Below are 14,224 nucleotides of genomic sequence, written 5' to 3' on the forward strand. Positions count from 1 at the left end.
GTTGAGCTTAACCATTTTCAATAATAAGCGATAAAAATAACCCTGTTGAAAAAACAGCATCTCCTTTTTTCGCCTCTACAGGCGCATACAGAGTAGTTATTATGGATCTAGTATCACGGGTACAACGCTTACCGATTGGCAAATTTCACTATACCTTATTGTGGGTGATTGGACTTGGTTGGATGTTCGATGCCATGGATACAGGTCTGATTTCATTCATTTTGGCAAGAATGGCCGAAGAATGGCAAATGACACCGACTGAAAAAGGTTGGGTGGTGTCCATTGGTTTTGTCGGAATGGCGATTGGTGCAGTGTTCTCAGGTGGACTTGCTGATCGAGTTGGACGAAAAACCGTTTTTGCCATTACTTTAGTGACCTATAGTATTGCAACGGCACTTTGTGCTTTTGCACCAAATTTAACGTGGCTTTTGGTATTCCGTTTTATCGTCGGTTTGGGTTTAGGTGGGCAACTTCCTGTCGCTGTAACTTTGGTAAGTGAATACATTCCTGCACATGTTCGTGGGCGGTTTATTGTTTTACTTGAAAGTTTTTGGGGCTTGGGTTGGCTCGTTGCAGCACTGATTTCTTATTTCGTCATTCCAAGTTATGGATGGCACATTGCCTTTTTAATTGGTGGCTTACCTGCGCTTTATGTCTTTATGATTTTGAAAAAAGTGCCTGAATCTGTGCCATATCTCATTAATCGTGGACGTATAGAAGAAGCACATGCTTTGGTGCAAAGACTAGAACGTGAATGTGGTGTCGAAGTGATTGAAATCATTGAAGTGAAGCCTGTTGCCGAAAAACAGACTGTGTCATTTTCACAGCTTTGGTCAAATCCTTTTGCTAAACGTACGCTAATGTTATGGCTCATTTGGTTCGGTATTGTGTATTCATATTATGGAATTTTCACATGGTTGCCGAGCTTATTGGTTAAAGAGGGCTATACCATTGTGCAGTCATTTGAATATGTTTTGGGTATGATTTTGGCACAACTTCCGGGTTATATCGTTGCCGCATGGTTGGTTGAAAAGCTTGGACGTAAAGCAACTTTGGCAGGATTTATTGGTATGTGTGCTGTTTCAGCTTATTTCTTTGGACAGGCAGATTCTGTACAAATGATTATGCTGTGGGGCTGTTTGATGTCGTTCTTTAACTTGGGTGCATGGGGCGTTTTATATACCTATACCCCTGAACAGTACCCAACCAATATTCGTGCCTTTGGTTCAGGTTGGGCTTCAGCCGTCGGGCGTGTTGGTGGCATTGTTGCGCCGCTTGTGGTAACCCATATGATGGTATCGGCAAATGGTTTTAGTAATGTCTTTATGATGTTTACCATTGTTCTATTGGCTGTTGCTGCCGTAATTTTAATTTTGGGTGAGGAAACCAAAGGTAAAACCTTAGAAGAGATTGGCTTATAAAAATTGATTGTTCAATATCGAAAATAAAATAAAAATCAAATAGAAAAATAAAAACAGTGTATGACCTCAAAGGCTTCACATCATTTCAGATTATATGGTACAAAATATAATCAAGATGTGAATCCGAGGTCTACGACCAAAGCACAATTGTTCGCCACTTTGCAGTATCGTAATACTTGAGTAATAGTTTAAAAAATAATCAATAAACTCAGTAAGTCTCTCGTGATGAGAGCAATAAGACAAGGAAGATTACAATGAAAGAACTCTATCCTGTACCCGATGCATTTGCGAAAACAGCTCGAACCAATGAGCAGCAATATTTTGAGCGTTATCAAGACTCTATTTCTAATCTTGAGGCTTTTTGGGCAGAGGCAGCCAAAAAATTAGATTGGATCAAGCCTTTTACCAAAGTAAATGGCTCAAGTTATGACCCAAATAATTTCAAAATTGAATGGTTTGCCGATGGGCAATTGAATGTCAGTGAAAATTGCCTTGATCGTCATTTAAAAGAACATCCCTTAAAACCTGCAATTATTTGGGAAGGAGATCATCCATCTCGGCATAAAATTATTTCATTTGTTGAACTACACGATGAGGTTTGCCGTTTTGCCAATGTACTGAAGAAACAAGGTGTTGGCAAAGGTGATCGTGTGATTTTGTATATGCCGATGATTCCTGAAGCTGCGATTGCTATGCTTGCATGTACTCGTATTGGAGCGGTGCACTGCGTAGTATTTGGTGGTTTTTCACCTGATTCCTTGGCAAGTCGTATTGAAGACAGTCAGGCAAAATTGGTCATTACTGCCGATCAAGGCATGCGTGGTGGAAAAACTATTCCCCTGAAAGAAAATGTCGATGCAGCCTTACAGATTGCAGGGACAGAATCGGTTCAAAAGATGATAGTTGTGCATCGAACAGGTCATCCGATTACGATGAAAGAAGATCGTGATTTGTGGTATCACATGGAAATTATGACCGTGACGGATATTTGTCCTGCTGAACCAATGAATGCCGAAGATCCACTCTTTATTTTGTATACATCAGGCTCAACAGGAAAGCCGAAAGGAGTGTTGCATACGACAGGTGGTTATCTGACTTATGTGAATACAACATTTCGCGAAATTTTCGATATCAAACAAAATGATGTTTTTTGGTGTACCGCAGATGTGGGTTGGATTACAGGGCATTCGTATGTGCTGTATGGACCCTTGTCCAATGGTACGACCACCGTGATGTCAGAAGGAATTCCACAATACCCAACGTGGGCTCGTACAGGGCATATTGTCGACAAACACAATATCAGCATTCTCTATACAGCACCGACTGCCATTCGCGCGATGATGCGTGAGGGTGATGCATTTGTTCGTGAAAGTGATCGTAGTAGCTTACGTTTATTGGGTTCAGTCGGTGAGCCGATCAATCCTGAAGCATGGAATTGGTACTATACCGTTGTTGGTGAAAGCCGTTGTCCAATTGTCGATACATGGTGGCAAACGGAAACAGGCGGTATTCTCATTTCACCTTTACCAGGAGCAACTGCGCTGAAACCAGGTTCAGCAACACGTCCATTTTTTGGTATTCAACCTGCAATAGTTGATGCTGAAGGTCATGAAATAGAAGGTGCAGCTGAAGGTAATTTGATTATAAAAGCTTCATGGCCAGGTCAGATGCGTACCATTTGGGGTGATCCTGAACGTTTTATAGAAGCCTATTTTTCAACTTATCCTGGAAATTATTTTACAGGTGATGGTGCTCGCCGTGATGCTGATGGCTATTATTGGATTACAGGGCGTGTTGATGATGTGCTCAATGTTTCAGGTCATCGTTTAGGCACAGCAGAAATTGAAAGTGCTTTAGTGGCGCATGAAAAAGTTGCTGAGTCTGCTGTAGTTGGTATGCCTCATGACATAAAAGGGCAAGGTGTTGCAGCTTATGTAACCTTGCAAGCAGGTGAGCCTGAAACTGAGGAGCTGCGGAAAGAATTAGTTAATTGGGTACGTAAAGTATTAGGACCTGTGGCAACACCTGATGCGATATTTTGGGCACCCGCTTTGCCAAAAACTCGTTCAGGTAAAATTATGCGCCGTATTTTACGTAAAATTGTAGCCAATGAATTGGACAGCTTAGGCGATACGTCAACATTAGCTGATCCAAGTGTGGTCGATCAGTTGATTAAAGAAGTGCAGGCGAATAGTTGATTTTGAAAAGTATCTTTTTTATATCATTCGATTTTGAATAAACTTAATTCACAATCTTGTGGAATATATTCCTCACCTCTTCTTTTTAAAGGAGAGAGTTAGGGAGAAGATTTTCATTTAAAAGCACTTTTTATTTTTGTGATCTAATCCAAAGTGGAATACCGCCGTGATCAATCAGGCGGTATTTTTATTGATAGAATAAGCACAGCAAGCATTCAGATAAGCGTATTTGCTTCAGTCTGCTAAGCTCATGGAAGTTAAAAAAGGACAGGATAATGAACGTATCACAACAGACTTTGGCAGACCCCATTCATGTTGCAAAACAGCTTGCAGATCAGTTTGCGCTTACAGCATGTGAACGAGATAAGGCGGGCGGGAATCCGAAAGCTGAGCGTGATTTAATTCGCCAAAGTGGTTTGTTAGGGCTATCCATTCCGAAGCAATATGGTGGGCAAGGTACCAATTGGAAAACAATTTTTAAAACCATTCAAACCATTGCACAAGTGGATAGTTCTGTTGCACATGTTTATGGTTTTCATCATTTACTGATTGCCACTGTTCAGTTATTTTCACAACCAGAACAATATGCAAAATGGTTTGAACAAACTGCCAAAGAAAATTTATTTTGGGGCAATACTTTAAATCCTTTAGATAAACGAACCACAGTACAGAAAATTTCTGAAAATGAATTTATTTTTCAGGGTGATAAAAGTTTCTGCTCAGGTTCAATTGATTCCGATATTTTACTTTGTTCAGCTTATGACGAAGCAGGAAAATTATTGATTGGTGTGATTCCAACAGCTCGTGAAGGCGTAAGCTTCTTGGGGGATTGGAACAACATGGGACAGCGCCAAACCGATAGTGGAACAAGCCATTTTGAACAAGTAAAAATTTCTAAAGATGAATTATTGTTAAATCCAGGTCCTTTAAGTACGCCATATTCGAGTTTACGTCCGCTTATTGCCCAATTGATTTTTGTACATTTATTTTTAGGTGTTGCAGAAGGGGCTTTTGAAGTCGCAAAAAAAACTGTACAAAGTCAAAAAGCATGGTCGAAATCGTTAGTTGAAAATGCGGTGAATGATCCATTTACTCAAAAGCATTTTGCTGAATTTTATGTACAACTTGAAGGTGTGCGTTTATTGGCAAATAAAGCAGTCGAAATTTTGCAAGAGGCCTGGGATATTGGTGAAAATCTAACGGCTGAACAGCGTGGAGAAGTCTCGATTGCAATTGCAACTGCAAAAATTGCAGCGACCAATACTTCGCTTTTTGTCACGCAGAATATTTTCCAAGTCATGGGTGCTAGAGCGACTACAGCCAAACTGAATTTAGATCGTTTTTGGCGCAATGTACGCACGCAGACTTTGCATGACCCGATTGATTATAAATATCAGGAAGTCGGGGAATGGGTGTTAACTGGAAAAGTACCTGATCCGAGTTTTTATGCTTAATTATTTTAATATTAATAATATGTGATGTTGATTAGGTTATATTTGGATATTAAACCCTAAATTTACATCGCAAGCTGCTTGTCCGCCTCTTATTCCCCAATTTTCAGTGGGTAATTCTCGAACGAGAATTTTTATATGATCATGAGGAATATTTAAAGCAGATAAGTTTTGAATAATTGATTGGTATAGTGTTCTTTTCACTTCGACTGAGCGCCCTAAAAAGCAATCGATTTGAATTAAAGTAAAGTACTCTGGTTGCATTAAATTTGTTGGGCAAAGAAATAAATGTGGTTCATGTATATTTAAACGTATATCTCGATCATGGTCAGGCAATTTAAATGCATGTTTACAGGCGATATAAACGGCATTTATTAGCATTATTTCTATTTCACGCGGATATTTTTTCTAATATCAATACTTATCGTTGGCATCATATTCTTCCTTATGATGTTTATTTACGTACTAAAAAGTCACTGTATTGCCGAGATAAATCAAATTAGTTTTATATTTTAAATGCCCGATAAATTTTATCGGGCATTTTTGAAAAGAGCGATTATCTTATTTCAGTTAAAATATAAAACTTAATACGGATAATTTGCAACCACACCATTTGCAGGAACATTAATCCAAGTACCTTCAGCTAAATAATTTGATCGATTAGCAGGTTGTGCATAGAACTTTAATGGTGCTGTAGGCAAATTCAACATTGCAATTGAAGACTGTGCAGTACTTGAAGTCGCTAAGCCATATAAATTAAATACATCTTTTAAGTCATAACCCATAATTTTCGAACTAAGTAAATAAATCATGTCAGGGCGGCTGATATTATTTTTTGACGAATAAGCGCCTAAGCCCAATTTATTTTTTTCAGCTTCTGTTGCTTTACTTAAATCAATTTGATTATACAAACGCTGAGAAATATTGAGTAAACGTATAAACTCAAAAACACCTTGCGAATCAGGTTTAGCTTTCCCTTGATGCACTTGAGTATAAACGTGTGCAAGTTGCAAATGGAACGCTTGTTTCGCATTGTCACTGCCTTCCCATAAACGTTTTTCCATATCTTGACGTAGTGCTTCGCCATTTAAACCTGTAATACGACTCGCTTGGATATAACTATACAGTTGAGGATGGTTGAAATTATTACCATTATTGTCGAGTGCATAAATTTCATTTTTACGAAGCATGCTCAAGCCCGCTAAAATATTATTATTACACTCTGTACCACAGCCAATCGTGCTTTGATTTTCTGTCGATGGGAAAGTCATGGTCAGTACACCTTGCACAGTGTTGTGTCCCAACTCATGTACCCAACCCCAACCGATATCGAGTCCTGTATAACCATCCGATGGATTACCTGAGCAAAGGAACCCACAGGTTGCAATCCATCCAACAAAATGTTGTACGTTTGGCGCACGATGCACATTACTCGTACAGTCCCAACCTAAAGTATTGCAATATTGCTGAGTGCTGTTGTCCAAAGGCATATTATTATAACCATTGGCAATATGGTTACTGTCGAAAATTACAGTTTTAATGCGGTCAATATAAGTATCAGGGCTTAAATTACCAATAGCTTTCAATGCATAAGCATTCGTTTGCTGAATTTCACCGCCGACAAATTTAAAGGTATTCCAGCCAAAGGTTTTACTTTGCAGAACTTGTGTCGCCTGATTTTTTTCAGCTTGCGTCATGCTTTGAGTAAAATCATAGTGTGCATATTTGGCACTGCCTTTAATTTTTAAAGTAACGGTACTGCCTGCTTGAGCATTATTATAATTCAGCATGAGTGGACCACCAAATGGACTGATAAAAGCATTATCCACTGGAGATGTGAGTTTTACACTATAACTATGCGGGCGAAGCGGGCGTTTATAACCTGCATCATCAAATGGATTACCCCAAGCACGTAAATAACTCGTTTGCACTGAAAGGTTTGCACCTTGTGCATCAATCACCTGAATATTGACTGCTTTTGCAGGGATACTTGCACGTCCAATTGCTGTAATTCCGCTCCCTTGTGGAATGGTTACGGTCACGGTTTCCCAATCATTGCTCACAGACATATTTTGTGCTTCGGCAGGCATGTAGTCGCCTGCACCCGTTGCAGATGCTGTCGTTGTCTTACGCTTATAGTCAAGCCAAGCATCAGATGCATAGGCTTGCATAAAGGCTTGTGCATCACCATTTTTATTTAAAGTGGTGTAATTCACTGTTGGACGCCATGTATCAGCAACCAACACTAATGATTTCAGTAGTGTATTGTTATTTTCTTGATCAAAGACTGAAAGCCCTTGTTGATTTAAACCTTGTAAGGCACTTGAAAGACTACGAATTCCCTGAATAATTGAATTATTTTCGTTGAGCTCGCCCAAAGTTATACTCTTAGGATCAATAAAATATTGAAGCACATTGATCGTGCGGTCAATTTGGTTAAACTGTTCCCAACGTTGCTGTGTACTCAGTTTATTTGACAGTAAAAGTTCTTCTTTACTCCGATAATAGCTGTTGTTAGCTTGCATTTTCATTGCCGACAATACTTTATCAATATTGCTATTGGTACTCCATGTATTGGCTTGGAAATAAATGGATTTACCCGCTTTTAAGTATTTTTCAATGAGCTCTTTTTCAAAATTTTGTGCACCAATATTCGAACTAATGACCATCAAATCAACATCCTGCCAACAGGTGTTTGCAGGATCAAGTACATTACATTGTGAGAAACTGACCGTTGTACCGAGTTGTTTTTCTAAATAATTTTTAACAGGATCAGCGGGCATACCTTGAACACTTACGGTTAATGCTTTATTGATACTTTGCTGTGTATTGCCTGTTAAAAGCCAACGTAAACTGTTGTTTAAAACCTCAGTAAATTGTGTGAAATCGGCATTATTATTTACGATAGCTGTAAACATATTTTGCCCATAGGCAAGCGCACGACCTTGACCGATTTGACTTGCGATACCCAAGCCACAGCCTTTATCTTTTTGTAAATCTAAAGCCCAATTACAGTTTTTATCGCTGACGGCAATAGGTAGTGCAACGCTTAAATCTGTCGGGTAAATATTGATGGAAGCATTTGGGGTAAATTGCAAATACGGCTGTATAACTTGATTATTGCTATTGGTATATAGTGCAGTGAGTAAACTTTTTTGCCATTTTTGTTGTTCTAAAGCAGTATTGAGTGCCATTTGCAATAATGTTTTACGATCTTGCTCAGTGAGTTGAGATGCATCACCTGTGCTTAATGCCATTTTTACTCGATTATCAGGAATGACAACGGGGGGGATTATTGAGGGAGGATTTTGTTCTTGTTGATTGGAACCACTTCCACCGCCGCCACCACAGGCAACCACACTTAGGGCAAGCGTGAGTGTTAACAATGGTGTTTTAAATGCGAATGCATTTTTAAGCATAATCAATTTCCCCCTGAGAATTATAAAAATAATGACAGGTTAAGAATCTGTCATTAAAAGATTTTAATTATAAAGAGAAAAAAAAATTGGTCATCTTATATTGGTTTTATCTTGTTGTTTTTTAAGTTGATAAAATGCATATAAACATAAAATGTTGTGATTGAATTAGAGTTAATGTAAATAATTTTAACGTGGTTCTAAGTTCCTTTTAATGAATAAATCATAGTAGGAAGTTAACTTTGAATGATTTAAAGCATTAAGATGTGCCTATTTAGAATCCGAATCCAAGTGTTCTAAGCCTGTACCTTTGATCGGATTCCTTTTCCAATAGTAAGGGAGAAAAAATCGTGATAATAGACGTAACGGTGTCATCCAAACGATTCGGACATTAGATTTGGTATTTTCTAAAATGCGTTTCGCTAAAAAATGACAAACAACTTCAGGTGGATCAATAATAAATAAAAAGAGGCGTTTCATTTTTTTCCAATTTTTAACTTTGCCATTCTCCCACGATGTAACTAGTAGGTCGGTTACGACCATACCTGGGCTAAGTGTTCCTGTTAGAATATTTGTGTTTCGGATTTCTTTATGGAGAGCATGGCTGAAATAATCAACAGCACGTTTGCTTGTTGCATAAACGGTCATTCCTGCACTCCATTCTCCCTTGCTTCCCCAACCTTCCATATTGAATATTTGTCCAAAACCTTGTTTTAGCATACCTTGTAAAGCAACTTGTGAGCAAAGCAGGCTACCTATAACATTTGTCTGAATTGTATTTTGAATTTCAATTGAAGGTATCTCAATAAAATCTAAAGCTGCAGTGCAAGTACCTGCATTATTAATCCATATATCGACTTTACCAAACCGTTCTATAGCGGCATTCCACAAGTTTTGAACTTCTTCATGTTGGCTAACATCACAATTGATTGCATGAAGTTGAGTTGGTGAATAACGTGAACTTAAAGTATGAAAGGCTGCGTTTAAAATGTCTTGATTTCGTCCAGATATGACTACAGTATGTCCTTCTTTTAAAAAGGCATTAGCGAGGTTAAAACCGATACCTTTAGAGCTACCTGTGATCAAAATAGTTTTAGTTTTGTTCATTATGATCTCTAATATCAGGAATAACTGTTTTGAAAGTTTTGTTTAAGCATTAGAAAAATGACAGAAAGACTAAGCATTGAGAAATTCATAATAACAGGATTGAATGCTTGGATCAGACTTTGGGGAAGGAGGAGTGTAACCAAAATGAATAAGCCAATTAGACTCATAATATTTAAATAATGTAGATATTTATGAGATGAAATTAAAAAGGTTAATCCAAAAATAATTTCTAGCACACCGGAGATTTGACCAGCCAATATTGCATGAGAGTAGCAAAGACCAAACCATTGCCAGATAGCAATTTCATCAGCATGAATAAACAACAATTTGGGGACAAGCCCTTGGTAACACCATAAAAAAGCAAGTGTGATAGAAATGAATTTATAAATAGTATTTTGATTCATAGATGAGATAAAAATTTTCTTTTTAAAATTATACATAAAAAAATCCCTCTAACCGAGTTTAGAGGGAAAAGTTGTAAAACTTTGAGTTATTTATTGTTGTTTGAATACATCATCATCAAGCCGACTTTGCTGTAATGTGTGGATGACCATTTTTTTGTGCTTCTTCCAGTTCACGGACCAAGGGCAAAACTTTTTCACCAAAATATTCAACTTCTTCAATGAAATGTAGAAAGCCTGAAAGTACTAAATCAACACCAATACTTTTGAGTTCAATAATACGTTCAGCGATTTGTTGTGGTGTACCAATCAAATTGGTTTTAAAACCATCGTTATATTGTACTAAATCTTCAAAAGTTGATTTTGCCCAATTACCTTCACCTTCTTTAGATGCTGCACCTGCTTCACGAGTGGCATCACCAAATGCGTTTACCGCTTCAACATTTGCACCATCAATAATTGATTGAAGAACGGCTTGAGCTTCTTCTTCGGTATCACGGGCAATGATAAAAGCATTGACACCAATTTTTACACTGTGACCATTCGCTTTGGCTTTTTCACGAATATCATCAATTTGTTTTTTTAACTCGGTAGGGGTATTACCGTTAGTAAAGTACCAATCTGAAACACGAGAAGCCATGTCACGTGCCGCACGTGAACTTCCACCTTGGAAAATTTCAATATGTGGTTTTTGTAATGGTTTTGGACTGAGTGTATAGTCTTTGAATTGGTAATACTTACCATCAAAGCTAAAATTATCCTGCGTCCATACCCCTTTTAAACTGCGAATAAATTCTTCCGAACGGACATAGCGTTCATCATGTTCAGGCCACGGTTCACCAATGGCATCAAACTCACCACGAAACCACCCACTGACCACATTAATGGCAATACGCCCATGGGTGAGATGGTCGATGGTTGCTAGTTGTTTCGCCGCAAGCGCAGGCTTCCAAGGGCCCGGTAAAATAGCAGCAATCACTTTAAGCTTTTCAGTTTTCGCTAAAATCCCATGGCTAAAACTCACCGATTCATGCTGATTATCTGCGTTATAACCTGCAGTAAAACGGATTTGCGTCAGTGCATATTCAAAGCCACTTTTCTCCGCTGCTTGTGCTAAACGGACATTATATTCGTAGCTCCAATCGGTACGTTGTTCAACATTGCTGACGACTAAACCACCGCTGACATTGGGAACCCAATAAGCAAAAGTAATATTATTTTGTGCTTGTGCCATTTTACGACCCTCATTTTTTTGTGTCTTTACGCGACTTTCGATTTTGGTTTTTTGGAGTGTAAACGTGCTTCAGCAGCATCTAAACTAGGCACAGCAGCAGAGGGTAGGACTTCTTCTTGTTCAATTTGCTTGTTAATACCGAGATTTTGGCTTGCTTGTTGAGATTTTGTTTTGATGGATTCTGCACGCTGACCTTTGGCAGGTGCCCATTCTAAAATTGGCAGTGCACGTGCAACAGCTAAAGTGATACGGTCACGAAGGAATTCGCTATGAATGGTATATTCAGGGGTGAAATCACGATCTGTAGCATATACGCCAATTGGTAAAGTTTGTGCTTGAAAAAAACTAAACAATGGACGAAGTTGATGCTCTAAAACAAGAGCATGACGATCTGAACCACCTGAAGCTGCAAGTAATACAGGTACGTCAACCAATGCAGTTTGTTCAACAAAATCAAAAAAATGTTTAAATAGACCTGTAAATGATGCACGGTAAACAGGGGTACCCACAATTAAAGCATCGGCAGCTTCTACTGCAGCTAAGTCATCTTGTACACGTTGTGGCAGTTGGTTACGGTAAATTGCACCACCTAATAACGAGCCAATTTCGCTGAATTTGATGAAATGCACATGAATAGGGGTTGCTTCACCAAGCTCATCTAAAATGGCTTGAACTAAAGCTTCGGTTTTTGATGGGTGATTTAATCCACCTGAAACAGCAACAATATTAAGGGGCTTTTGAAGATTTGGAAAAGACATAATAGAACCTAAAACTTGATAATCTCGGAATAGGTTTATTAATCAATATTCAGGATTATGCTGTAAAATAAGCAAAAACAGATTGGTTATCAGAATTTAAGATATACGTGAAAAGTATAGAATTTGAATGATTTAAGCGAATTAAGTTATTGATAAAATATATTATATTTATAGAGAATAAGTATTTCATTTTCAGTGGTTTGAGTTATATAAAAAGCTGATATCTATTTCAGATAATGTGTAAATTATGCCGAAATTGAGGATATTTTAGGATAAGTTTAGAAAATATCCTGAAATTCATGAATATTTGCATATCCTTAACAGTAAAAGTGGGGTTAGAATGATACTCTGTGCTGGAAATTTTTCGTTTCGCTTATGAATATTTTAATCGTTGATGATCACCCATTGTTTCGCCACGCTTTAATTCAAGCGGTACGATACAGTTTACCGCAGGCTCAAATTAGTGAGACTGCTGCAGTAAATGAGTTCTATGAGCGTTTAGAGAATGGTCCAGAACCTGATTTAGTGCTGTTAGATTTAAATTTACCAGGCGCTTCAGGCTTTTCTGCATTGGTTCACGTTCGTGCACAATATCCATCTTTGCCGATTATTGTTGTATCGGCGCATGAAGAAGTGTCTATTATTCAGCGCTCAATTGCACATGGTGCGATGGGTTATATTCCAAAATCGGCACATCCAAGTCATATTGGGGAAGCGATTCGTCAAGTACTCGAAGGTGATATTTGGTTACCACCGAACTTGCCTGCGAATATGAATTTTGACCCACGTGCAGCTGATGAAACTGCATTGGCAGAACGTATTCAGTCTTTAACACCGCAGCAGTTCCGTGTATTGATGATGGTGGCTGAAGGGCTGTTAAATAAACAAATTGCCTATGAACTGGAAGTATCAGAAGCAACTATTAAAGCGCATGTCACGGCCATTTTCCGTAAACTTGGTGTGCAAAATCGTACGCAAGCAGTACTTGCTATTGGCGCTTTAAATATTGAAGAGCGAAAAATCTAAGAGAATAAACATCGTGCTATTTTATGCATAGCACTTTTATTTAGATTTAAAAAGACCTCATAAGAGGTCTTTTTTGTGCTTAAGTTTTTATAGATTAAGCAATGCAGTCTTGCTTGCCAATGAGGTCAGGGCAACCTAGCGGATTTAAGGCACACTTTAGATCTTCAATTTGTTCTTGGGTGACTTGACCTTGAGATTTAAGATATTCTGCCACGCTATCATCACGTAGACTTAGGAATGCCGCGTCATAAACGCCTAAATCGACAAATAATGCGGCTGTTTGTAGGCTGTTGAAACGGTCGAGGAAAATATCGTTGCCATACATTAAGAAAATATGATCAAGTTCAGCATGCATATCTACTGCCAAACGTTCTGCAAGAGTGTTTGGAGGTGTTTTAATAAAAAGTAAATCAGAAAGCTCATCGAATTGAGTCATATCAAGCACAGCTTCACCTGTTTTAACTTTACCTAGCCATGCTTTAAAGACCAGTACTGCACCGCCACGAAGTAACATACTCCAAATTTGATGGCGAGTTTCTTCATTTAAACAGTCACACTCATTTTGTAGGCTTTGAATCAGTAATTGTTCTTGTTGGGCTAGCTTGTCGAATAAGCCAAGACCTTGTGGTTGGTAGGCAATCGGGCTAAAAACATCAAAGTTAAGTTCTTCAAATACTTTGAGGGCAAGTGGTACAGAACTGCGATATAACACATCTAATGCTTGTCGTTGTGCATCATTGAGCTTACTAAATTTAAACAGTTCATTCCAATTAATCTCAGGAAGAATTGCATTTGCACCATACTGACGATGGAATTGTTGTGTTTGATTCTGACCGTGTAAAACTGATTCTGTAATATTCATGCGTCTACTCCTAATGCAAATTTATGGAATCAATTTGATCGCAACGTCCTTGCGCGAAAAGAAAGATTCAATGATGTTAATTGATTTATGAATTATACGAATTTCAAGAGATATGCGACTAAAGTCTAAATTTGGCTAAAATCATAAAAAATTAACATATAAATCAAATAATTATAAAAATTGTAACTAAGTATACAACTGTATATTTATAATTTGAGCAAAAATGCCATATCAAAATAAACAATGAAATTTTTCGCCAATTACAGAGTGAACTTTAGGGGTATTTTTGAAAACTTTTGCATAATTAAAAAAATGAATTGCTATTTTTCTGAGTGATCGAACAGAAAAAG

At 38.0% G+C, this 14,224-nt stretch carries 10 protein-coding genes and 1 pseudogene; 4 read left to right on the top strand and 7 right to left on the bottom strand.

Translation table 11 applies throughout. From position 1 onward, the window contains the following. Positions 1–101: 101 nt before the first annotated feature. From ACK1JC_RS13010 to ACK1JC_RS13020, 3 genes are all read left to right on the top strand, one after another. Positions 102–1,421, top strand: coding sequence for an MFS transporter (locus tag ACK1JC_RS13010; protein WP_409512301.1), 1,320 nt, complete (start codon positions 102–104; stop codon positions 1,419–1,421). Between the two features lie 254 nt (positions 1,422–1,675). Next, positions 1,676–3,619, top strand: a complete 1,944-nt coding sequence (gene acs / locus ACK1JC_RS13015; RefSeq protein WP_409512302.1) for an acetate--CoA ligase — start codon at positions 1,676–1,678, stop codon at positions 3,617–3,619. 275 nt (positions 3,620–3,894) lie between these two features. Then, positions 3,895–5,073, top strand: coding sequence for an acyl-CoA dehydrogenase family protein (locus ACK1JC_RS13020; protein ID WP_409512303.1), 1,179 nt, complete (start codon positions 3,895–3,897; stop codon positions 5,071–5,073). A 36-nt stretch (positions 5,074–5,109) separates the two neighbouring features. Here the strand turns inward: ACK1JC_RS13020 and ACK1JC_RS13025 are convergent. The 6 genes and pseudogenes from ACK1JC_RS13025 to msuE all read right to left on the bottom strand — a co-directional run bounded on the left by ACK1JC_RS13025 (position 5,110) and on the right by msuE (position 11,986). Next, positions 5,110–5,504, bottom strand: a pseudogene (locus ACK1JC_RS13025) (tautomerase family protein). Positions 5,505–5,654: 150 nt separating this feature from the next. After that, positions 5,655–8,489 carry an ImpA family metalloprotease gene (locus ACK1JC_RS13030; RefSeq protein WP_409512304.1) on the bottom strand — a complete coding sequence of 945 codons (2,835 nt, stop codon included), beginning with the start codon at positions 8,487–8,489 and terminating at the stop codon, positions 5,655–5,657. A 267-nt stretch (positions 8,490–8,756) separates the two neighbouring features. Beyond that, entirely contained in the window at positions 8,757–9,593 is an 837-nt protein-coding gene (locus ACK1JC_RS13035) for an SDR family NAD(P)-dependent oxidoreductase (protein ID WP_409512305.1), read from the bottom strand. A 14-nt stretch (positions 9,594–9,607) separates the two neighbouring features. Then, on the bottom strand, positions 9,608–9,997 hold the full coding sequence (locus ACK1JC_RS13040; protein WP_409512320.1) for a DoxX-like family protein: 390 nt from the start codon (positions 9,995–9,997) through the stop codon (positions 9,608–9,610). Positions 9,998–10,112: 115 nt separating this feature from the next. Further along, positions 10,113–11,228 (bottom strand): dimethylsulfone monooxygenase SfnG, encoded by a 1,116-nt coding sequence (sfnG, locus tag ACK1JC_RS13045; RefSeq protein ID WP_409512306.1) that lies wholly within the window; start codon positions 11,226–11,228, stop codon positions 10,113–10,115. A gap of 26 nt (positions 11,229–11,254) precedes the next feature. Beyond that, a complete protein-coding gene (msuE, locus tag ACK1JC_RS13050) occupies positions 11,255–11,986 on the bottom strand; it encodes an FMN reductase (RefSeq protein WP_409512307.1) in 732 nt (243 codons plus the stop codon). A 375-nt stretch (positions 11,987–12,361) separates the two neighbouring features. Here msuE and ACK1JC_RS13055 point away from each other — a divergent pair, with 375 nt between their 5' ends. Beyond that, positions 12,362–13,012 (top strand): response regulator, encoded by a 651-nt coding sequence (locus ACK1JC_RS13055; protein WP_409512308.1) that lies wholly within the window; start codon positions 12,362–12,364, stop codon positions 13,010–13,012. Positions 13,013–13,106: 94 nt separating this feature from the next. Here ACK1JC_RS13055 and ACK1JC_RS13060 read toward each other — a convergent pair whose 3' ends face one another. Beyond that, positions 13,107–13,874: a hypothetical protein gene (locus tag ACK1JC_RS13060; RefSeq protein ID WP_409512309.1), complete on the bottom strand. Its 768-nt coding sequence runs from the start codon at positions 13,872–13,874 to the stop codon at positions 13,107–13,109. Positions 13,875–14,224: the final 350 nt, after the last annotated feature.

Origin of the sequence: Acinetobacter sp. TY2, assembly GCF_046269225.1 — a bacterium.
GTDB lineage: Bacteria > Pseudomonadota > Gammaproteobacteria > Pseudomonadales > Moraxellaceae > Acinetobacter.

What these genes read in the sequence shown, in the direction of transcription:
- ACK1JC_RS13010 (WP_409512301.1), top strand. Translation starts at nt 102, where the DNA reads ATGGATCTAGTATCACGGGTACAACGCTTACCGATTGGCAAATTTCAC.
- acs (WP_409512302.1), top strand. Translation starts at nt 1,676, where the DNA reads ATGAAAGAACTCTATCCTGTACCCGATGCATTTGCGAAAACAGCTCGA.
- ACK1JC_RS13020 (WP_409512303.1), top strand. Translation starts at nt 3,895, where the DNA reads ATGAACGTATCACAACAGACTTTGGCAGACCCCATTCATGTTGCAAAA.
- ACK1JC_RS13030 (WP_409512304.1), bottom strand. Translation starts at nt 8,489, where the DNA reads ATGCTTAAAAATGCATTCGCATTTAAAACACCATTGTTAACACTCACG.
- ACK1JC_RS13035 (WP_409512305.1), bottom strand. Translation starts at nt 9,593, where the DNA reads ATGAACAAAACTAAAACTATTTTGATCACAGGTAGCTCTAAAGGTATC.
- ACK1JC_RS13040 (WP_409512320.1), bottom strand. Translation starts at nt 9,997, where the DNA reads ATGAATCAAAATACTATTTATAAATTCATTTCTATCACACTTGCTTTT.
- sfnG (WP_409512306.1), bottom strand. Translation starts at nt 11,228, where the DNA reads ATGGCACAAGCACAAAATAATATTACTTTTGCTTATTGGGTTCCCAAT.
- msuE (WP_409512307.1), bottom strand. Translation starts at nt 11,986, where the DNA reads ATGTCTTTTCCAAATCTTCAAAAGCCCCTTAATATTGTTGCTGTTTCA.
- ACK1JC_RS13055 (WP_409512308.1), top strand. Translation starts at nt 12,362, where the DNA reads ATGAATATTTTAATCGTTGATGATCACCCATTGTTTCGCCACGCTTTA.
- ACK1JC_RS13060 (WP_409512309.1), bottom strand. Translation starts at nt 13,874, where the DNA reads ATGAATATTACAGAATCAGTTTTACACGGTCAGAATCAAACACAACAA.